Source organism: Lentimicrobiaceae bacterium, assembly GCA_020636745.1.
Lineage (GTDB): Bacteria > Bacteroidota > Bacteroidia > Bacteroidales > Lentimicrobiaceae > Lentimicrobium.
Window position 1 is genome coordinate 167705 of the sequence record JACJXH010000001.1, and the last position, 21512, is coordinate 189216.

14 protein-coding genes are annotated in these 21512 nt (G+C 42.2%); 6 read left to right on the top strand and 8 right to left on the bottom strand.

What is annotated here, in order from left to right; genetic code table 11:
- The first annotated feature begins 405 nt into the window (after positions 1-405).
- The 6 genes from H6541_00675 to H6541_00700 all read left to right on the top strand — a co-directional run bounded on the left by H6541_00675 (position 406) and on the right by H6541_00700 (position 8579).
- Positions 406-1176, top strand: a complete 771-nt coding sequence (locus H6541_00675) for an XdhC family protein (GenBank protein MCB9014287.1) — start codon at positions 406-408, stop codon at positions 1174-1176.
- Complete coding sequence (gene xdhA / locus H6541_00680; GenBank protein ID MCB9014288.1) at positions 1173-2624, top strand: xanthine dehydrogenase small subunit; 1452 nt, start codon at positions 1173-1175, stop codon at positions 2622-2624. Before H6541_00675 ends, xdhA begins: the two co-directional genes overlap by 4 nt.
- Complete coding sequence (xdhB, locus tag H6541_00685) at positions 2621-4936, top strand: xanthine dehydrogenase molybdopterin binding subunit (GenBank protein MCB9014289.1); 2316 nt, start codon at positions 2621-2623, stop codon at positions 4934-4936. Before xdhA ends, xdhB begins: the two co-directional genes overlap by 4 nt.
- Positions 4937-5053: 117 nt before the next feature.
- Positions 5054-6241 (top strand): YgeY family selenium metabolism-linked hydrolase, encoded by a 1188-nt coding sequence (locus H6541_00690; GenBank protein ID MCB9014290.1) that lies wholly within the window; start codon positions 5054-5056, stop codon positions 6239-6241.
- Between the two features lie 55 nt (positions 6242-6296).
- Entirely contained in the window at positions 6297-7484 is a 1188-nt protein-coding gene (ygeW, locus tag H6541_00695) for a knotted carbamoyltransferase YgeW (GenBank protein MCB9014291.1), read from the top strand.
- 186 nt (positions 7485-7670) lie between these two features.
- On the top strand, positions 7671-8579 hold the full coding sequence (locus H6541_00700; GenBank protein MCB9014292.1) for a DNA adenine methylase: 909 nt from the start codon (positions 7671-7673) through the stop codon (positions 8577-8579).
- Positions 8580-8625: 46 nt separating this feature from the next.
- On the opposite strand, the gene H6541_00705 is transcribed toward H6541_00700, so the two are convergent.
- From H6541_00705 to ygfK, 8 genes are all read right to left on the bottom strand, one after another.
- The gene (locus H6541_00705) at positions 8626-9111 is read right to left on the bottom strand and encodes a hypothetical protein (GenBank protein ID MCB9014293.1); all 486 of its coding nucleotides are present in this window, start codon (positions 9109-9111) and stop codon (positions 8626-8628) included.
- A 212-nt stretch (positions 9112-9323) separates the two neighbouring features.
- Positions 9324-10649 carry a dihydropyrimidinase gene (gene hydA, locus H6541_00710; protein ID MCB9014294.1) on the bottom strand — a complete coding sequence of 442 codons (1326 nt, stop codon included), beginning with the start codon at positions 10647-10649 and terminating at the stop codon, positions 9324-9326.
- Between the two features lie 58 nt (positions 10650-10707).
- Positions 10708-11331 (bottom strand): hypothetical protein, encoded by a 624-nt coding sequence (locus H6541_00715; protein MCB9014295.1) that lies wholly within the window; start codon positions 11329-11331, stop codon positions 10708-10710.
- 79 nt (positions 11332-11410) lie between these two features.
- Positions 11411-12676 carry an amidohydrolase family protein gene (locus H6541_00720; GenBank protein ID MCB9014296.1) on the bottom strand — a complete coding sequence of 422 codons (1266 nt, stop codon included), beginning with the start codon at positions 12674-12676 and terminating at the stop codon, positions 11411-11413.
- A 96-nt stretch (positions 12677-12772) separates the two neighbouring features.
- Complete coding sequence (gene xdh / locus H6541_00725) at positions 12773-15334, bottom strand: selenium-dependent xanthine dehydrogenase (protein ID MCB9014297.1); 2562 nt, start codon at positions 15332-15334, stop codon at positions 12773-12775.
- Between the two features lie 4 nt (positions 15335-15338).
- Positions 15339-16577: a threonine synthase gene (thrC, locus tag H6541_00730; GenBank protein ID MCB9014298.1), complete on the bottom strand. Its 1239-nt coding sequence runs from the start codon at positions 16575-16577 to the stop codon at positions 15339-15341.
- Positions 16578-16699: 122 nt separating this feature from the next.
- Positions 16700-18178 carry a pyridoxal-phosphate dependent enzyme gene (locus H6541_00735; GenBank protein MCB9014299.1) on the bottom strand — a complete coding sequence of 493 codons (1479 nt, stop codon included), beginning with the start codon at positions 18176-18178 and terminating at the stop codon, positions 16700-16702.
- Between the two features lie 39 nt (positions 18179-18217).
- Positions 18218-21427, bottom strand: a complete 3210-nt coding sequence (ygfK, locus tag H6541_00740; protein ID MCB9014300.1) for a putative selenate reductase subunit YgfK — start codon at positions 21425-21427, stop codon at positions 18218-18220.
- Between the last annotated feature and the right edge of the window lie 85 nt (positions 21428-21512).

Sequence of the window (21512 nt, forward strand, 5' to 3'; positions counted from 1 at the left end):
ATAAGTCAGAAAACATGCCAATCGGGCAAAAAGGTGCGTGCCAGAAATGCAAAGTGAATAGTTGAAGTTTTGTAACTATCACAAAAGCAATGGAATAAATATGTTATTTGGAAAGTGTCTAAAGTTGAGGGGCGCAGGTTGAAGCGGGCAGGTAATGCTGATTTATTTCATCTGCGGACAGGGTATTCCCGAAACGGGACGTTTTTCGGAATCCGGAATATGTATGAATCGTCAAAAGCAATAGAATCTATCTGCCATAAAACGCATTAAAATCAAATACCAACATTGAATAAACCCTGGGGATTTGTAAGAAGAGTTGGAAGGTGGCGTTGAAATGAAGAGCAGCAAATTCTCTTTTTATTTGTCATCCGATTTTATTAATTTAGCATGCTATAACTATCGCTTATGCTTGATATAATTGATGAATTGAATGAAATTGACCGGCAGCAGATTTCTGCTGTTTTTTGTCTTGTAACCAGAACTTCCGGCTCTACGCCCCGCAAAGCAGGTTCTAAAATGCTTGTGTTTGCTGATGGCTCAATCAAAGGTACAATAGGGGGCGGAAGCATTGAACATCAGGTGATTGATGATGCCGTTAAAATGTTGTGCAATGGCAGTGAACCCGTGCTGAAGCAATTCAATCTGAAAGATGATTTAAATATGGAGTGCGGCGGCTCAATGCAGGTTTACCTCGAACCATTGGGCTGTCAGCCAAGGCTTTATATTTTCGGCGGTGGCCATATAGGAAAAGCGCTTGCTGGGTATGCTGTAGGTCTGGGTTTCAGGCCATTGGTGATTGATCAGCGTGAAGATATTTTTCAAAATTGGGATGTTCAGAAAACAGAAACCAGAACAGGTGATTATCTTCAGGTGATTGATAGTCTGAATTTTGACAAGCAGACATATATTGTCATTGTAACTCCTCAACACGCCTTTGACGAACAAGTGCTGGTAGCTTGTTTGCCCCGCGAATATGCTTATCTGGGCATGATTGGCAGCAGGAGAAAAGTGGCTGAAATAAGCAGAAGAGCCGAAGAGTTATATCATATCAGCCCTGATTTGCTGAAAAAAGTAGATATGCCTGTAGGCATTCCCTTTGCCGCAGAAACACCTGCCGAAATTGCCATCAGCATTGTTGCTAAATTGATTGATGTTAAAAATACACTGAAAAAATGATGACAGAATCGCAGCATAGTATCCGTTTTCTGTTAAATAGCCAATTGATTGAACTGGACTTTAACCAAACAGAATATAAGCCTACAACTACAGTTTTGAATTATCTGCGTTCGTTGCCTTTTTATAAAGGGGTGAAGGAGGGTTGTGCCGAAGGTGATTGTGGTGCATGCACCGTTGTGATTGCTGAAAGTATTGCCGGATCGCTGACGTATAAAACCATCGATAGTTGTCTGGTTTTTCTGCCAATGCTCCATGGCAAACAATTGATTACAGTTGAGCATCTGGCCCATGATAAAACACTGCATCCTGTTCAGCAGGCCATGGTCGATCAGAATGGAAGCCAATGCGGATATTGCACCCCGGGTATTGTAATGTCATTGTTTGGTGTATATAAAAATCACCGGAATCCCGGTTCTGAAGTGATCAAAGATGCACTTACCGGAAATCTTTGCCGTTGCACAGGTTACCGTCCTATAGTGGATGCAGCTGCAGCGTCGTGCAAAGGAACTGACACGGACCAATTCAGTGCGCAATCAGATGATTTGCTGTTGCGGCTCAATTCCATTACTTCGGATACAAGGCCGGTTGTAATAGCGGCCATGAATCAAGAGTATATGAAACCGTTTACGTTGAAGGATGCGCTGAATTACAGAGGACAACATCCCGGTGCGATGGTTGTGAGTGGTGCGACTGACGTGGCGCTACGCCAAACCAAGAAAAGAGAGTTTCTTACCGGGCTGATTGATATCTCAGATGTCAGCGAGTTAAAAATGTTGCGTGAAGATGCTGATACCTATTACATAGGCGCAGGTGTGCAAATGGAAATGCTGCGGCAATGGACAGCAACAAGGTTGCCGGCTTTAAAAAACATGCTTGATATTTTTGGATCACTTCAAATCAGAAATGTGGCCACTTTGGGTGGAAATATTGGCTCTGCTTCACCTATAGGAGATACACTTCCATTATTGATGGCCTGTAAGGCGAAACTAAAACTGCAATCGGCTGAAAAAACCCGGTATTGTTACCTGGAAGATTTTATCAAAGGATACCGCACAACAGATCTCCAGCCAGATGAATTAATTACAGAGGTTCTCATTCCCAAACCGGCCAAATCAAGTTTCATCAAATCATATAAGGTTTCCAAACGTAAGGATCTGGATATTTCGACCGTGAGTGCAGGATTTTCCCTTGTTTCCGTAAATGGGACAGTGCAGGAAATTATTCTTGCATATGGCGGCATGGCGGCTCAAACTATGCGTGCGGTTCGCACTGAAAGATTCCTTACAGGTAAGACCTGGTCACAGCTTGTAGTAGGGGAGGCCATGGATATTTTGCATCATGAGTTTTCGCCATTGAGCGATGCGCGCGCCGGCGCTGATTACCGGAGTTTGGTGGCTCGCAACTTACTGATGAAATTCTTTGTTGAATCGGAAGGAGCTCAGTTATGAAAAACCAAAACCTGAAGCACGACAGTGCCATCAAACATGTAACCGGGCAGTCAGTGTATGTAAATGATATGGATGTGAGCCCTTTGCAGCTTACCGGCCGTGTGGTCTGCAGCCCGTTGTCGCATGCCCGGATTCGATCAGTAAATTTTTCTGAGGCCATGAACCTGCAGGGGGTTTATGCTGTACTTACTTATAAAGATATTCCGGGTGCCAACCAAATGGGGCCGGTAGTGCATGATGAACCCTGCCTGGCTCAGGATGAAGTTACCTTTACAGGACAGGCAATAGTTTTGATTGCTGCCGAAAATGAAGAGGTTGCTTTGGAGGCCGAAAAACTTATTCGTATTGATTATGAAGAACTTGATTCAGTAACTGACCTTCATGAAGCTATTAAAAAGGATTTGTTGATTGCGCCGCCCCGCCGCATAGTAAGAGGCAATGCTGACGAGGCTTTCAACAATTGCCCTTACACACTTGCCGGAACTCTTGAAACTGGTGCACAGGAGCATTGGTATCTTGAAACGCAGTCAGCGTTGGCCGTGCCCGGCGAGGGCAATGAAATGTTGATCTATGCATCAAGCCAGAATCCATCCGAAACCCAGGCTATTGTGGCAGAGGTGCTCGGCATTTCTAAAAATGAGGTTGATGTGGAAGTCAAGCGCATGGGTGGCGCTTTCGGAGGAAAAGAAACGCAAGGGAATCATGTTGCAGCCTGGGCTGCACTTTTAGCCTGTAAAACAAAGCGACCGGTTAAGATTCACCTTTTTCGTGATGATGATCAGAAAATGACAGGGAAACGCCATCGTTTTATTTCCGATTATCGTGTTGGGTTTGATGCTTCCGGTAAAATTCTGGCATATAAAGTTGTGTTAAACAGCGATGCCGGTTCTTCAACCGACCTGAGTATGGCCATCCTCGAAAGAGCATTGTTTCATGCTGAAAATGCTTATTTCATTCCCCATATCAGCATTGTAGGAAAGGCATATAAAACGAATCTTCCGTCAAACACTGCGTTCAGAGGATTTGGCGGTCCACAGGGCATGGCTGTCATTGAAAATGCCATCGACCGTATCGCCAGAATGCTAAAAAAGGATGCTGTTGAAATTCGAAAAAGAAACTTCTATGGAATTGCATCTGAAAATATTACGCCTTATGGTAAAATAGTTGAAAATAACCGGCTGTTTGCTATTTTCGATCAATTGATGGTTTCATCAGACTATCAGAACCGGAGAGAAGAAATTAACCAGTTTAACCGGCAAAACAGGTTTGTAAAACGGGGAATGGCGCTAACACCTGTAAAATTTGGCATTTCCTTTACTACCTCATTTTTAAACCAGGCAGGGGCGTTGGTAAATATTTACAAAGATGGAACAGTGCAGGTGAATCATGGCGGTACAGAAATGGGACAAGGTTTGTATGCCAAAATGTTAGGCATTGCTTCTCTGGAACTGGGCATCTCTCCGTCATTAATTAAAATAAGTGCTACAAACACCTCTAAAGTGCCCAATGCATCTGCAACAGCGGCTTCTTCAGGCAGCGACCTGAACGGAATGGCTGTTAAAAATGCGATAGATATTCTTAAACTCCGACTTGCTGAGGTAGCCGTTGCTGAATTGCTGAAAAAAGGATTGCCTGATATAAATCCTGCATCCATTATTTTTTCTGAAAATGAAGTTTATGCATTTGACTTTCCTGAAACCAAAATTAATTTCCAAAGGCTGATTCAGTTAGCTTACCTGGGTCAGGTTAGTTTGAGTGCAACAGGGTTTTATAAAACACCGGGCATCCACTTTAATCGCGAAACAGGCTCAGGTAATCCGTTCTACTACTATGCCTATGGTATGGCCGTTTCAGAAGTTCAGGTAGATGTTTTAACCGGTGAGTATCAGGTGTTAAGGTCTGATATTCTGCACGATGTAGGTGATTCGTTAAACGAAGATATTGATATAGGACAGGTGGAAGGCGGTTTTATTCAAGGTGTGGGATGGTGTACTACCGAGGAAATTAAATGGAATGCAAAAGGACAACTGCTGACCCATTCACCTGATACTTATAAGATTCCGACAGTCAATGATATTCCCCGCGTTTTTAATGTAAAATTACTGCACGATTTTCCCAACGAAGGTACTATTCGCAAAAGCAAAGCCGTCGGAGAACCTCCTTTTATGCTGGCGTTTTCGGTTTGGCTGGCCATAAAAGATGCTATATCTGCCGTCGGAAATCATGAATATGAACCTGATTTTTCATTGCCGGCAACGGCTGAAAAGGTTTTGCTGAGTATTGAGAATATGAATAAAAAAATGCATCCATAACATTTTCCTGACGTTGATGCTTTCGGACTTAACGTCTTTCTTATGCTCTGTGGTGTTAGTTGTTTCGGGGAAGAATACCTTTTAATGCACACTTCAAATTCTAAAAACGATAATAGAATGAAAGAAATTTTTGAAAAAATCAATGCTTTGTCTCATCAATACAGAGACTATACTGCTGAAAATTTGTCGAAACTCGTGCAGATAAAATCCACCAGTATGTTCGAAAAGGACGTGCAGCTGGAATTAAAACGCCAGATGGAAGAGGCTGGTTTTGATGAAGTTCGTATCGACGGGCTGGGCAATGTGATTGGACGGATTGGGAACGGAAAAAGAATCCTGGCTATTGATGGGCATATGGATACCGTAGATGTAGGTAATGCTGCCAACTGGACATTCGATCCTTTCAGCGGCGAAATTAAGGATGGTTTTGTGCATGGGCGCGGAACGGTTGATCAAAAAGGTGGTCCGGCAGCTGCAGTAACCAGCGGAAGGATATTAAAAGAACTTGGTTTTGATCGCGATCTGACAATTTTGGTGGTGGGAAGTGTAATGGAAGAAGATTGTGACGGGCTTTGCTGGAAATACCTGGTAGAGGAGGAAGGTATCAGACCTGATTTTGCCATCAGCACCGAGCCAACCAATCTTAATATTTATCGCGGACATCGTGGCAGAATGGAAATTGTGGTAAAATTCAATGGCATTTCCTGCCACGGTAGCGCACCCGAGCGTGGTAAAAATGCCATTTATGCGGCAGCCAGAGCTGCTCTTGAAATTGAAAAACTGAATGAACGTCTTCCATTCGATGATTTTTTGGGCAAAGGAAGCATTACCATTTCTGAAATTAAATCAGGAAGTCCTTCGTTGTGTGCAGTGGCCGATTATGCTCAGTTTCACCTCGACCGCAGGCTTACCTGGGGCGAAAGTAAAGAATCGGCAGTTGCTGAAATACAGGAGATTATCAAAGATATGGACGCTTCGGTTGAAGTGCTTCATTATGAAGAGATAGCCTATACAGGGCTCAAATACGGAATGGAAAAATATTACCCCACCTGGAAAATTCCGGCCGACCATAAGGCTGTAACTACAGGCGTGGAAGCCTATTCACAGTTGCTTGGCAAAGCGCCTGTGGTTGATAAATGGACTTTTTCCACCAATGGAGTGACCATCAATGGTTATTATGGCATTCCCATTATCGGATTCGGGCCGGGCAATGAGGTAATGGCTCATGCGCCCAACGAAAAAGTACCCATCGATCACCTCGAAGTAGCAGCCGCATTTTATGCAGCCTATGCCTATTTGATTTGATAAGTTGTGCAAATGAAAGCATCGTGAAAATTTATTAACAGAAAAGAACTTTTTTATGTCAAATTTCATTCAACTGATTGAAGAACTTAAAAAATTAAATTCCGGGCTTTATGCAAAGGACTTTCTGCTCACCTGGGATAAAACTGAAGATGAACTAAAGCAAACGCTATTAGTGGCTGAGGCGCTCAAACATCTGCGCGATCATAATATTTCAGCCAGATGTTTCGATTCAGGACTGGCCATTTCTAATTTCAGAGATAACTCAACCCGTACCCGTTTTTCATTTGCTTCTGCCTGTAATTTGCTAGGTCTGGAAGTTCAGGATCTGGATGAAACAAAGTCGCAGATTGCTCATGGCGAAACAGTGCGCGAGACAGCCAATATGATCAGTTTTTTAACCGATGTGATTGGAATCCGCGATGATATGTTTTTGGGTGAAGGACATACTTATATGAAAGAAGTGGGCGCTGCGCTCGACGATGGGTTTGAGCATGGCGTATTGCCTCAGCGTCCTGGCATTGTTAACCTGCAGTGTGATATTGATCATCCTACTCAGTCAATGGCTGATTTGTTGCACCTGGCAAATTATTTTGGTGGCATTGAAAATCTGAAAGGAAAGAAAATTGCGATGACATGGGCTTATTCTCCCAGTTATGGAAAGCCACTTTCTGTTCCTCAGGGAATTATAGGTTTGATGTCCCGTTTTGGAATGGAAGTCGATTTGGCTTACCCCGAAGGCTACAGCCTGATTCCTGAAGTTGTAGATTTGGCCGGAAAAAATGCGACTGCTTCCGGAGGAAAATTCAGAGTAGTGAATAGTATGGATGAGGCTTTTAAAAATGCTGATATCGTTTATCCTAAAAGCTGGGCTCCTTTTGCTGTTATGCAGCGTCGTACTGCTTTGCTTAAAAATAGTGACAAAGATGGTTTGAAACTGCTCGAGCAGGAATGCCTGGCCAACAACGCCCGTTTTAAAGATTGGGAATGCACTGAAGAGAAAATGAAACTTACCAAGGGCGGTAAAGCGCTTTATATGCATTGCCTGCCGGCTGATATTTCAGGCATTTCCTGCAGGGAAGGCGAAGTACAGGCTTCTGTTTTTGAACGTTATCGCATCGAAACATACAAGGAGGCCGGTTACAAGCCTTATATCATTGCCGCTATGATATTGAATAATAAGTTTGAAAATGCTGCTGAAGTGCTTCAAAGGCTTTATACGGAGAATCGTAAGAGAATAAGTTAAATTCAATTAAATTTTAAACATCCCGGTTTGCTGCCTGAAGTAAATCGGGATGCTTTATAGCCCGGAGGGTGTTTTTTTTACGTCCTTTGCAGATGAGTTTTGCCGTTTATGCGCTTTTTTCTGATGTTTACCTGGTAAGATGTCAGTAATAAATCCTGATTTTATAATATTAACTGATTGTAATACATGAAATTAACTTCCGATAAAGTTGCTGCTAAACCTTTTCTGAAATGGGCCGGAGGGAAATCTCAGTTGATTCCTGAAATTGGGAAGATTGTGCCAATTGAATTTTTAAGTAGACCAAACGTAACTTATGTTGAGCCTTTTATAGGCAGTGGTGCTGTTTTGTTCTGGATATTGAGTAAGTTTCCAGATTTGAAAAAGGCGGTTATCAATGATATTAACCCAGACCTCTCCGGGGTTTATTCTGTCATCAGAGATAACCCCGAAAGTTTGATAAATGAATTGAACTTGCTGCAGGCTACGTATAAAAAAATTGCAACAGAAAGTGAAAAAAAAGAATTTTATCTGAGTATCAGGCGTTTATATAATGCAAGACGTTATAATGCTCTTACAGGCGCTTCATACCTGATATTTTTAAACCGTACTTGTTTTAACGGGCTTTACAGGGTTAATAGTAAAAATGAGTTCAATGTCCCTTTTGGCAGATATGTGAATCCTAAAATAAGTGATCCTGAAAATATTTTACTGGTGAGCAAAGCCCTGCAAAAAGTAACGATATTGAATGGCGATTTTGTTGAAACAGCCAATTATATCGAAGGTCAGGCATTTTATTATTTTGACCCACCTTACCGGCCTTTGAATAAAACAGCTGCGTTTAACTCTTATTCTGCTGAAATTTTTAATGACAGGGAGCAGGAGCGTCTTTATCGTTTTTGTGATCTTCTTCATTCCGAAAATCATTTATGGCTGCTAAGTAATTCTGATCCCAAAAATATTGACCAAACTGATACTTTCTTTGATGATTTGTATGCCGCTTTTTCAATCAAGCGTGTAAATGCAAGCCGAAGGATTAATTCAAACCCCTCAAAACGCGGTGAGATTAAGGAATTACTTATTTCAAATTACGGATGAAGGTGAGCGCTGTTTTTCCCTGTTTATTCTTTCTTATTTTCTGCCGTCAGAATCCTTTAGTCCTCATAACCTCATCCAAATCTTTCCATTTTTTTCCTTTCGAAAACACGGCTGAAGTTTCCGGGCTTGAATTTTCAATCAAAATCTGATAAATGCCCAGTCTTTTAATGCGTTTGCCTAATTTGGTGTTCAGTTTATTTTCTTCAGCCACCATTCCAGCATAAATTACGGTGAACCAAATGTCGGCTTCTTCAGCGTCAGCTCCATAAGCATTTGATATGTCTGATATAAGCTGCAGGGTTTCAGAATTGATCTCCTTCCCTGTTTGGTTGTAAATGCTTACAAAGTCATTGTAAAGTTTCTGGCTTCCATGCTTGATGCCTAATGTTTGCATAAAACTGAAATATTCATGATCGCGGGGTGCATAACGAGGCTTGCCCTGACGAAGCAGATAAACGCACCAATCGTCAAATATTCCTTTGTCAAATTCAACCTGATTCCGGTTTTTGATTTCTTTTACCAGTCGTTTCATCATACAGGGTTTAGGATGAGGCTTTTATCCCTGCAATTTAAGGCTTTTTCCCAAAAAAATAATCCTGAGTTTGAACTTACCTTCAGCTTTTTGACAAGAACGGTCTGTAAACTTATGCGAACTTACTTTAAATTATTTGGCAGGACGACTTGTAATTTGCATGTAATCAATATTATAAAAAGGCTAATTTCTTTGTTTCCCCAAATGGGACATCATAAAATCTCAAATCTTTCTTTTATAAATACCATGTCAGCATGCCCCTGCAACTCCATTCCTTCGTAAATATTGGAGTCGCAATTCTGTAATTGGCTGTTGACCGAAACAGTAGTTTTCTTTTCCGGATTCCAGATAATTAAATCAGCTTCTGCTCCTTCGCTTATCTGTCCTTTATGTGGAAATAGTCCGAAAATTTTTGCCGCATTTGTTGAGGTGAGTGAGATAAATTGCTGAAGATTGATTCGCTGCTTCATTACTCCGTATGTGTACAGCAACGCTAAACGAAACTCAACACCTCCTGCGCCATTGGGAATTTTAGTAAAATCATGAAGGCCGGTATCCTTTTGGCCAAAAGTATTAAACGGGCAATGGTCGGTTGAAATGACATCAACAGTTCCATCCTGCAGTGCAGCCCAAAGGGCTAACTGATCCTGTATGCTCCTGATAGGGGGGCTGATTACATATTTCAAAACCTCTGCCGATGGTTTTTCGTAAACACTTTCATCAAGCAGCAGATATTGCGGGCATGTTTCACAAAAAACCGGCAATCCTTCTGATTTAGCCTGCCTGATGTAGTTAATTGATTGAGCGGTTGAGGTGTGAACGATATATGTCTGGCAGCCTGTTTCTCTGCATAGGTCTATAACTTTTTTTACAGAATCCGATTCTGTTTCATTTGGCCGTGATACTGCATGAAACCGGGGCGCAGTTTTTCCCTGAGCGAGCAGTGCTTTTTGGGTTTTCAATATAGTATCACCTTCTTCACAGTGCACCATCACCACAGCGCCAAGTGAAGCGGCTGTTTTCATCACTTCCTCAAGTTCGGAATATTCGATGCCAATACTTCCCTTGTAGGCCAGGTATACTTTAAAGGAGTGAATGCCAGCTTCTTTAACGCACCAATGCATTTGCCGGGGAATGGTATGGTCAAACCAGGTTATACCCATGTGCAGCCGGCACTCTGTTAAACTTTTTTGTGCCTCTCTCTGCCGGTTTTCAAATGCTTCTTTTAATGATTGTCCTCTGGATGGAGTAACAAAGTCGAAACAAAAAGTAGTACCTCCGGCGAGGGCAGCCCGGCTGCCTGTCAGAAAATCATCGCAGGATGGGCCGGCTGGAGTGGGAAGTTGAAAATGAACATGTGCATCAATGCCACCGGGAAGGATAATTTTGCCTGAGGCTTCTGTCAGGTTCGTTTTATCTGCATCATAACTCAGATTTTTACCAATTTTCTTAATTTTTCCATCAACGATAAGAAGATCGTTTTCTTCCATCCTGTTTGACAAAACTAAAATGCCATTTTTGATAAGAACCTGCTCCATAATTATGGTTTTTGGCCTGAAAAGCAATGTAATTTTTTAATGCCCTGGCTGATTGCAGCTAATTTAGCGCTTTTTCAAATTTTCCGTTCGCATTCTGCAGAAATCCGAGTTTTCTCAGGTACATGGAATATTGCTTGCTGTTGCTTTCAGAAATTACTTTTGTAAATCCATCGGCAATAAAACGTTTGCGCAACCTGAGGTAGATAAATTTCCCGTTTTTAAAATCACGATAGGCCGGAATTACATAGTCAAGGCCAACAGAAAGGCAATGGTCTTTTTCGCGGTGAGCCAGAAAAATACCGGCTACAGCCATATCGCGCAGGATAAAAAAGCTAATGGTATTCATTTCGGGTTTATACTCAAAACCAGGAAAAAACTTTTGTATTTCCTTGTCGTGAAACTGCAGAAAGCGAAGCAGGTACTTGTTATCAGCCCTTACTTCAAGAATTTCAAAAACTTCTTTTTTGGAATAAATCTGGTAGAGATAATAAATGTCAACAACTGCAATGAACCCATTGAGAAAACCAACAGGCCATGCGCCAATCAGAAATCCATACATGGAAAAAGTGACAGCTCCGGCAAGATTTATCCATCTGAATTTGAGAATGGAGTTCATGGTCATTGAAACGGCAATGATAACCGAGGCGAGGTACCCCACCCATTCTAGTAAATTGGTATCCATTTTATTAAATATTTAAGCAACCTGAACATAGTTCCGGCTTGTTGAAAAATGGATGCAAAGTTAGGATAAAGCAGGATAGTTAATGCATTTTTTGCCAGAGCCGATCTGCTTGAACTCTGGCTGCCGCCAATATCTGTTCTTCGTTTACGGTTGTAAGTCTGCCGTTTTCCACTATTATTTTGCCTTGCGAAATAACATGTTGAACTTGCTGTGATTCAATTCCGAAAAGGAAATGACCCAAAAAGTTGTTACAGTTGAAAGGTGTTGGAGTGTTGTAATCAATGACTACCAGGTTGTTTTCGCCATCACCTGAAAAATTGTTGGCATTTAAATAATGGTGAACATTTCTGAATCGCCTGTAAGTTTCGGAATAGTCAATCTGATCGAAATTATGCCCTGCAAAAAATGCTGATTTGGCACTGCGCAGCATATCGCTGTGCATGCCGTCGGTGCCAAGCATAATGCGCTTTCCAAGCCCGGCAGAGTTGAAAAATCCAACCGAGTTGTTGAGGTTGCTTTCCATGTTTTGAACTACCCACACAGGTGATTTCGCTATTTGTTCCCGCTCATATTCACTTAAATGCAAACAATGTCCAAGAATGGTTTTCGAAAAATCAAGCACACCGGCATTGGCCAGCCTGTCAATAAGACACTGATTGTAATTTTCAAAACAATGCAATGCATCTGATTTGTCTTCAGCTACATGTATATGGATGCCTGATTTTGAAAGCCGGGCAAGTTCAACGGCTTGATTTAAAGTTTCATGGCCTACAGTAAAAGATGCATGAAGTCCAACCAGCCCCGGTCTTTTAGATAAATAATCTGCTGTTTCTTCGAGTCCGGCACGGGCAATTTCCAGTCCATCGCGGTCAGAAATTTCATAGCAGAGCAAGTGGCCAACACCTACTTCTTCAAAAGCTTCGGCAATGGTTTCAAGACTTCCTTGAATAGCATAGGGAGACGCATGATGGTCAATGACAAATGTGACTCCGTTTTTGGCACATGCCATTGCTGTAACAAGTGCACTTGAGCGTATTATATCCAGGTCGAGGGCCTTGTCAAGTGTCCACCAGATGTATTGGAGTATTTCATTGAAATTCTCCGGATTTTTGCGCGGTGCACCCATTCCGCGGGCGAGTGCCGAATAAACATGGTGATGCCCGTTGGCAAATGATTTGGTGATATATTTTCCTGTGCAATCAATTATCGGAGAAGTGTTGTTTTCCGGAATTTCGTTTAATTGAGATATTTTTCCATGCACCCCTTCTTCAACTAAAAGATGTGTTGAACTAAAGGTAAGTGTTTCGGGGTCAATGTAAGTTCCGTTGGTTAAAAGGATAGCCATAATTAAATATTTATTTAGGTAATCATTCACGGTAACGTGAAGTGTATTCATCGTTTCTGTATGCCCGGTAGTAAATTTCGTGCTTTCGGGTTTTGCTCAGATTTTTCTTTTCATTGGCAGTTGATATCTTCTGATTCCATCAAAATCGCAGAATGCATTTGCCACCGCAGCTGCAGTAGGTACTAAACCTATTTCGCCAAGTCCTTTGGCTCCATATGGCCCCACGGGATCTTTTACTTCGACACCCAACACAACTATTTCAGGAATGTCTTTTGCCCTTAATATTTGCAGATCGCGCATTTTTGTTGAAACCAGTTGACCGTTTTGCATGGGTAAATCTTCGGTAAGCGCATACCCCAGGCCCATATGAACAGCTCCTTCAACCTGCCCTTCAAACATGGTTGGATTCATAATCTTGCCTGCATCATGCGCGGCATAAACAGTTTTAATATTACCCTGCTCATCAAGTACAACAAGCTGGGTTGCATATCCATATGCAAAATGAGTGATAATTTCCTTTGCCTCAGCTCCAGGTTTGGTAGTCCAGTCACAGGTGTAATTTCCCTTGTATACTTTCCCGATTAGTTCATGCAGTGTGCATGATTCTAAGTCTATACGTATTTGTATTGAAGCGTCAAGAATAGCATTGCCCAGTAATGCCGTGGCTCTGGATGAGGTTGTCATACCTGTTGGAATGCCTGCACTTGTGTCTGATATTACTTCGATGAATTGAGGTGGAATCCCTGTTTCCTGGTATAGGACCTGCTGGGCAATGGTATGAACACCTTGTCCCATTTCGGTCCATCCATGATGAATAATGACCCGTTTTTCTGATTTTATTTCAATAATAACATCGCTAAAGTCGGCCATGCCATTGCCAACGCCACTGTTTTTAATGCCACAGGCCAGGCCCTTGAATGCAGCTTTATCATAATAAGGCTTAATGGCTTCGAGCGTTGCCTTTACACCAACGCCTTCTTTCAGCACCTGGCCTGTAGCGGTCATCTTTCCTTCGGCAAGTGCATTGTTATATCTGAATTGCCATCGATCAAAATGACCTTGTTTGCACAAATCATCAATACAACCTTCAAGGGCAAAACACACCTGATTGGCACCAAATCCACGCATGGCTCCATTCGGAATATTGTTCGTATACACTGTCAGTGCTTCCAGATTAACACAAGGAAAATGGTAAGCTCCGGTTGCATGCCCGGCAACCCGTTCCATAACTTTTGTTCCTACCGATGCATATGCGCCAGTATCACCCACAGCAAAAAGTTTCAAGCCTGTGAATTGACCATTTTTGTCGCATCCAACAGTAATATCCATATACACCGGATGCCTTTTTGGGTGCATTCTGATTGACTCATCCCGGGAAAGAACCAGCCTTACTGGGCGCTTCAGTAACCAGGCAAAGAGTGATACATGCCCCTGAACAGTCATGTCTTCCTTGCCTCCAAAGCCTCCACCGGTTGATACCAGTGTAACTCTGATTTTTTCTTCCGGCAATTCAAGTAAAGATGCAATTTGTTTGCGGTCTACATAAATTCCCTGGCCGTTGGCATACAAATGCACGCCATCTTCTTCGGGTATAGCAACAGCCCCTTCAGTTTCAAGAAAGGCGTGTTCAATCCGCTGGGTTTGATATTTGCCACTTGCAACGAAGGCTGAACCGGTAATAATTTTATCTGCATCGCCCCCACGATAAACGCGGCAGGTTTCAAGCAGGTTTGGTTGATTTTTGTGAACCTGTGCTGCTGTTGGTTTTAAAGCTTCATGCGGATCTGTAACCGGACTTAAAACTTCATATTCTACATTGATGAGCGAGACAGCCTGTCTGGCAATTTCTTCATTCTCAGCAACAACTCCGGCTATTACATCACCTATGTAATGGGTTGTTTCCCCAATGCCAATCATCAAAGGCCAGTCTTTTACTATCAGGCCAATAAATCGTTCACCAGGAATGTCTTTTGCAGTGAAAATATTTATAACACCCTTTAATTCTAAGGCTTTAGTTGTATCAATGCTCTTTACAATGGCTCTTGGGTGGTCCGAAAATTTTAATGCGCTGTGGAGCATACCCTTAAACTGCAGGTCGCCAACAAATTTGCGCTTTCCAACAGCCATTTCGTAAGCTTCGTATTTGGGGTATGAACTTCCCACATTGGCTGTTATTGCAGAGGTATCTGCTTTTGCATGGCCGGCCAGTTTGGCTGAAGCCTCAAAAATGGCATCTATGATTTTTACATAACCTGTGCAACGGCATAAATTTAATGTAAGGGCTTTCTTAATCTCTTCACGGGTAGGGGTCGCGTTCTTCTGCAGTAAAACTTTTGTCCGCATGAGAAAACCGGGAGTGCAAAAGCCGCATTGTACAGCTCCTTTTTCAACAAATGTTTGTGCAATGACATCTTTGATACTCTCAGGAATTCCTTCAAGCGTGTAAACTAAGGCACCTGCAAGGTTTTTCATCGGGGTCATGCAGGAGAGTTTGGCTTCTCCATTGATTTCAACCATACAGGCTCCACATGCGCCCTGACACGAACAGCCGTCTTTTACCGATGTAATGTTCTGGTCATTTCGCAGAAAATGAAGCAATCTTTTTTCCGGATTGCCAGTATAATGAATGGGGTGCCCATTCAGGTTAAACTGTATCATGCCATTATATTTTTCCTGTTAAAAATTGTTCAACCGCCTGCATGTCAGGTTTTACTGCTTCAGGAAGGTTCAAAAGGGGCTGAACCGCATTCAGGTCTTTTAAACCGCTTCCGGTGAGTAGAATTACATTTGACGAGTCTTCTGTTATCAGATTTGTTTGCAGATATTTGTTATATCCTGCAAATGCTGCTGCTGCCGCCGGTTCGGCAAAAATGCCAGTTTCACTTGCCATTATGGCTGCAGCCTGAAGAATCTCATGATCGCTTACTTTTATTATTTCGCCACTGTACTTTTGAATGTATTTTTTTGCCATCCTGAAGTTACGGGGTATATCCACCGAGATGCTGTCAGCTATGGTGGATGACGATTTGTAACAAAATGTTTCGGTTTTGATATTATCAGCAAAATTACTGCTGCCTTCTGCCTGAACAGCAACAATCACTGGCATTTTGTAAATAATCCCAAGTTGCATCAAATCTTCAAAGCCTTTATAAACGCCTGAAATGATAACGCCATCGCCAACAGGTACGAATATTCTGTCGGGAATTTGATGTTTCATTTGACTAAAAAGCTCAAACGAAACAGTTTTTTTGCCTTCAATGGTAAGTGGATTATATGCGGTGTTTCGATTATACCAGCCAAATTTTTGAGTCGCCTTAATGCTGAGGTCAAACGCTTGGTCGTAATTTCCTTCTACCGGGACCAGAATTGCGCCATACATCAGTATTTGTGTAAGTTTGGCTTTGGGAGCTGCAGCCGGAACAAAAATCACCGCTTTTTGGTTTTGTGCAGCACACAATCCCGCCAGTGAAGAACCCGCATTACCCGTTGAAGCAGCGACAATCATTTTTATATCATGCTCCATGGCAAAGGCCGATACAACCGCTGATGCCCGATCTTTAAATGAAAATGTTGGATTTTGAGAGTCATCTTTCAGATAAAGCGTGTGATCAAAGGACTGACCTCTCCATTTTGAGATTCGGTAAAGCGGAGTATCCCCAACTTTTAGAAAGGGACGGCTGTCATTGCTTTTTAATGGCAAAAGGTCAATAAAATGATTGTTTTCTATTGATTCAAATGTTTTGCCTCTCAGCGGTGTTTCATTGTATTTAACTTTTAATATGCCATGAGGAGGTTGACCAGGCTGTTGCTGTTTGCTGCAAATCGGACAAACATATACTACACCGTTTGCCGGAAACTCTGTGCCGCAGTCATTGCACTGATATGTGAATTTTTGATTCATGAAGTAATCCTGGTTTATCAATGAAACACATTACAAAGAAATAAAAGCTGTTTTCTTGCATTTCTTTGAACAAATGATTTAACTGGTTTCGAACCGGCAATCCGGACGATGCTCAAAAAGGATTAGAGCCTTTTTAGCACCCCGGTTTCTTCATTAAATTCATGGATCATTTCGTCCCAGCGTGCTGCCTGATTGAATTGCTTATGCCAAATATTTCTGTCATGCCAGAGTTGGTTCAAATCTTCAATTTCTTTGGCTTGCTGTTCTACCCAGGTAAAGTATTTAAGATTATGAATGGCTTTGCGATCATAATAGTTGAGTTCCTTTAAATTATCAGTGCCTTGCCCCAAAATGCATTTTTCCATATCCTTGGCCGCCTGAAGATTGCTGTATGGTCCTTTTTCAGCGGTGAGCTCTTCAAGTCGCGAATGATACATTTCAGAAGAATCGGTTGCCAGACTGAAAATAATATCTTCGCCGGTCATTTCATAATATTTGGCAGCTTTGATGGCAGAAAGTAAGTTAGATACTCCCGAGATTCCCAGCAGGTGCAGTTTGCTAATCAGCTCTTCCTCAATGCCACAGGTTTTGAGGTATGCATGACCTTCCGGTTCGTTCAAGAGTCTGAAAATTCGCATGCAGTCTTCATCGTCAATGGCTGTAATCATATCGGTATTCTTTGTGTTGTGTACCCAGGGAACGTGTTTGTCGCCAATTCCTTCAATACGGTGGCCGCCAAAGCCATTGTTCAGCAGGGTAGGGCATTGCAGTGCTTCTGAAGCAATAATTTTCATCTGAGGAAAGAGGTTTTTCAGATAATCTCCTGCGCCAATGGTGCCAGCTGAGCCGGTTGCAGAAACATAAGCAGCCAGTTGGCTTTTTTCGGATTTTACCGATTGATAAACTTCCTCAATGGCTGGTGCGGTCACATTGTAATGCCAGGCAGGATTGCCAAATTCGTCGAACTGATTAAAGATAACACAATCGGGCCGGTTGCGCCGGATGTCCCAACATTTGTCATAAATTTCCTTTACGTTTGATTCGCAGCCCGGAGTCGCAATTACTTCTGCGCCTATATCTCTTAACCATGAAAATCGCTCTTTACTCATTTCTTCCGGAAGAATAGCCACAGCGGTAACGCCCATCAGATAAGAATCAAATGCACCTCCACGGCAATAATTTCCGGTTGATGGCCAGACTGCTTTGTGATAGGATGGGTCAAATTCACCTGTAATAATCCGGGGAGCCAAACAGCCATAGGCAGCGCCTACTTTGTGAGCTCCGGTTGGGAAGTATTTGCCAATGAGCAATATAATTCTGGCTTTTACTCCTGTAAGAGATGAAGGGATTTCAAGGTAGTTAACTCCGCCATATAATCCTCCTGTTTCTACTGGTTCGTTTTTCCATGTTATTCTGAAAAGGTTTGCCGGGTGCAAATCCCATAGACCTATGTTTTTCAGACTTTCTTTGATTTTTCCGGGTACGAGTTCCGGATTGCGCATCTGGCTAAAAGTGGGCAGTATGATTCCTTTTTCACGGAAACGTTCAATGGCTTTTTGCCTGGCAGCAGGGTTTACAATTTGGTTGCTAAGTGAGATCATGGGAAGTATTTTTAAATTCCGGTTTTTTAATAGGGTGATTTATTCTGCTGTTTGGCAGATGAAGGAGTGAGAAACATTATCAATCAGAAATTTCATTTCAGCCGCATGTTTTAAGAAAACAGATGCTGGATAGCCTTCCTTTATTTTTACTGTTGTGACGCTGAAATTATGGAGATTAAATGAGATTTCAACTTCAGGCGTGTTATATAAATATCCGTCATCGTTTTTAATCATTGAGCTGATTATATCGCCATTCCTGTGCAATAATGCTAGATGCTGATTTTTGCACTGGAGAAGATAGCTGTTCTGGGTTTGGTCAAAACTTTTTTTGGTCAGGCAAAAGCGGGGTTTGTCTTTAAATGGCTGACCGGCTGTGGGGCAAAATGTGGTGCAGTTGCCACATTCATTGCAAAAATCAGCAATATTTAAGACCTGAATTTTTTGATGTATTGACAGGTTGCCTGTTAATTCACTTTTGTACCCTTTTTCATCAAAATCAATTTTCCAGACAGGGATTTCGGCTGCTTCAGCATGGTAATAGGTGTTTGCACGGTTGGGGCAAACGCTGACACAAACGTTGCAAATTTCGTTGCATAGCAAGCAACGTGAGGCCTCTGCCCGGGCCGCTTTATCTTGCGTAATAGCCTTATAACCTGAAATTTCGGGAGCAATATTTATTCGTGTGCTTTTTTTGATGAGCAGCTCGCTGGGTGTAAGATCTTTTTCTGTCTGTAAGCTGCCGTCAGTTAATTTTACCCCGGCTTTTGCTGCAATCTGAACAGCAGTTTTACGTCCGTCGCCAACCGCTTTTACAATTGTTGCAGCTCCCCGCAAGGCATCTCCGCCAATAAATACATTTTTTAGCGTTGTTTCGTAAGAGTTACCTTTTGTTTTTAATTCTTCCTGGCTGGCAAACTGAATATCAATCTCCTGTCCAAGGGCCGGAATTAGTGTATCAGCAGCAAATTTAAGCAGCGGTTCTCCGGTTTTTACTGGTTTAGGCCGGTTTCCTTTACCCGCTTGTTCAAGTTTCATTTTTGCACAGGAAAGTGAAGTTATCCTGCCATCTTTCACATGGATTTTTTCGGGAGAAAGCAACTCTAACAGTTCAATATTTTCATGAAAAAGTGCCTCAATTTCTTCGCGGTCGGCAGGCATTTCGCCTCTGGTGCGCCGATATAGAACTTTTACTGAAGCATCATTCCCTGCCAGGCGTTTAGCGGTGCGGGCTACATCCATCGCTGTATTTCCTCCTCCGATTACCAAAATGTTTTTTCCTAAATCCAAAGAAGTTCCATTTTTGGCTTTCTTCAGGAACTCGTACGCGTCCAGCACACCCGCTGCATCATCTGATTCCATCTGCAGCGATTTAAAGCGCTGGGCTCCGGCCGCGATATACACAAAGCTATATTCCTTCCGAAGCTGGTCAAAGGAGTTGCGGTCAATTTTTGAATGATAGTGAATTTTAACGCCCAGCGTTTTAATCCGTTCAATGTCTTTCTCAAGTAAATTCATTTTCATTCGGAAGCCGGGAATGGCATCATAAACCATACCTCCAGCTGCAGGCTTCGATTCAAATATTTCTACCTCGAAGCCTGCCAATCTGAGGAAATAAGCGCAGGATAATCCGGATGGTCCGGCGCCAATGATGGCTACTTTATACCCATTGTCAGCGGCCGGAATTATATCAGCAGATTTTCCGTTTTCAGCAATAAATAGCTTAATCTCTCTGATTTTAAGCGACTGATCGTAATTGATACGGGTGCATTTAGCCTGGCATATGTGATCGCAGGCCGAACCCAGAACATTTGGAAATGGATTTTTGGCCAGAATCACATCCAAAGCTTTTTGGAAATCGCCTTTTGATGTATAATACATGTATTCAGGGATGTCCTGATTGGTAGGGCATTCATCCACGCAGGGTGCATGAATACAGTCGAATTGCCCGAGGTTTCTGGCAGATTTGATGTTTTTTTCAGTGTACGGATCGGCCTTGTAGGCGCTTTGGGAAACAATGGCATCTGCATAACTGTTCAGATACTGAAGCGGTTGTATGGTTTGGTTGTCTTTGTCATCTATAATATTCTCAATGTATTGATGTAGTCGTCCATATCCCCCGGGTTTGAGCAAATCGGACGAAACAGTAACCGGCTTTAGTCCGGAGTGAAGGATGTCTTTGATATTGAAACAGTCAGCTCCTCCTGAAAACGAAATATTTAAACTGCCATTAAATTCATTTTGTAGCTTACGGGCAACGTTGATACTGATAGGATGTAATGCCCTGCCGCTCATGTACATCATCTTTTCGTGCTCCGGAAAAATATCTTTATGATTGACACTTTCCAGGGTATTGGTGAGTTTAAGGCCAAATTCCAGATTTTCCTGATCTGCCGTGTTTTGTAAGCGGCGAATTATGCCTATTGCATCTTTAAATTTAAGGTCATGTTCAAATGCCTGATCCGGAATGTCGTTTTTAAAGCCTAGTTTGTTGTTCAGAATTTCGCGCAATGCCTCTTTCCCCAGCAGGGTGGGGTTGAGTTTGATAAAAGTGTGAATTTTTTTCTCACTCAACAGATAATGCCCGATTTTTTCAATTTCATCAGGAGGGCAGCCATGCATGGTGCTGAGGGTGATATTGTTGGAAAGGCAATCAGGTATATGCAATTGATGTATTGCCGGATATAATGGGGCCAGTATGCTGATAAATTTATTTTTGGTTTCACTGCAGTTTCTCATATTGTCAAGAAACCACTGTACATTTTCTTTCAGTATGCCTTCATAGTTATAGCCAATGCTCATGTTAAATATAAAACCACCTTTTTTTAGTCCTAATTTGTGTTGTAAAAGGTGGATGATAATCCAGGCTTTCAGGTACTCTTCAAATGACTCATGAATGTGCAATTCCTGCGACCATTCACAGTTGTATCCCTCGTCCTGCATGTCAATGCAGGGTTTCGAAATGGAAAGTTCATCCAGGGTCTGTATTGTTTTAAGCTCAATATAACTGGCGCCGCATAACCAGGCAACGATGATATTCTGAGCCATCTGAGAGTGAGGCCCTGCTGCAACCCCTATTGGCGTGTGCAGCTGTTGGTTAAAAATCTGCATCCCAATGCCTGTACTTTTTGTCGGGTTAAAGAATAATGCCTCGGGAATGCCAAAAATTTCTTTTTTTGTATTGAACTCTGAATCTATAAGTCGGTATAGTTTATCAATTTGAATCGTTGAAAACTCTGTAGTATGAACCATGCTATGCGGGTGTTAATTTTTATATTTGTAAAGGTAAAAAAAATACTGCTAGATGTCCGCTTTGCCCCGATTTTCCTGTATAATT

What these genes read in the sequence shown, in the direction of transcription:
- H6541_00675 (MCB9014287.1), top strand. Translation starts at nt 406, where the DNA reads ATGCTTGATATAATTGATGAATTGAATGAAATTGACCGGCAGCAGATT.
- xdhA (MCB9014288.1), top strand. Translation starts at nt 1,173, where the DNA reads ATGATGACAGAATCGCAGCATAGTATCCGTTTTCTGTTAAATAGCCAA.
- xdhB (MCB9014289.1), top strand. Translation starts at nt 2,621, where the DNA reads ATGAAAAACCAAAACCTGAAGCACGACAGTGCCATCAAACATGTAACC.
- H6541_00690 (MCB9014290.1), top strand. Translation starts at nt 5,054, where the DNA reads ATGAAAGAAATTTTTGAAAAAATCAATGCTTTGTCTCATCAATACAGA.
- ygeW (MCB9014291.1), top strand. Translation starts at nt 6,297, where the DNA reads ATGTCAAATTTCATTCAACTGATTGAAGAACTTAAAAAATTAAATTCC.
- H6541_00700 (MCB9014292.1), top strand. Translation starts at nt 7,671, where the DNA reads ATGAAATTAACTTCCGATAAAGTTGCTGCTAAACCTTTTCTGAAATGG.
- H6541_00705 (MCB9014293.1), bottom strand. Translation starts at nt 9,111, where the DNA reads ATGAAACGACTGGTAAAAGAAATCAAAAACCGGAATCAGGTTGAATTT.
- hydA (MCB9014294.1), bottom strand. Translation starts at nt 10,649, where the DNA reads ATGGAGCAGGTTCTTATCAAAAATGGCATTTTAGTTTTGTCAAACAGG.
- H6541_00715 (MCB9014295.1), bottom strand. Translation starts at nt 11,331, where the DNA reads ATGGATACCAATTTACTAGAATGGGTGGGGTACCTCGCCTCGGTTATC.
- H6541_00720 (MCB9014296.1), bottom strand. Translation starts at nt 12,676, where the DNA reads ATGGCTATCCTTTTAACCAACGGAACTTACATTGACCCCGAAACACTT.
- xdh (MCB9014297.1), bottom strand. Translation starts at nt 15,334, where the DNA reads ATGATACAGTTTAACCTGAATGGGCACCCCATTCATTATACTGGCAAT.
- thrC (MCB9014298.1), bottom strand. Translation starts at nt 16,577, where the DNA reads ATGAATCAAAAATTCACATATCAGTGCAATGACTGCGGCACAGAGTTT.
- H6541_00735 (MCB9014299.1), bottom strand. Translation starts at nt 18,178, where the DNA reads ATGATCTCACTTAGCAACCAAATTGTAAACCCTGCTGCCAGGCAAAAA.
- ygfK (MCB9014300.1), bottom strand. Translation starts at nt 21,427, where the DNA reads ATGGTTCATACTACAGAGTTTTCAACGATTCAAATTGATAAACTATAC.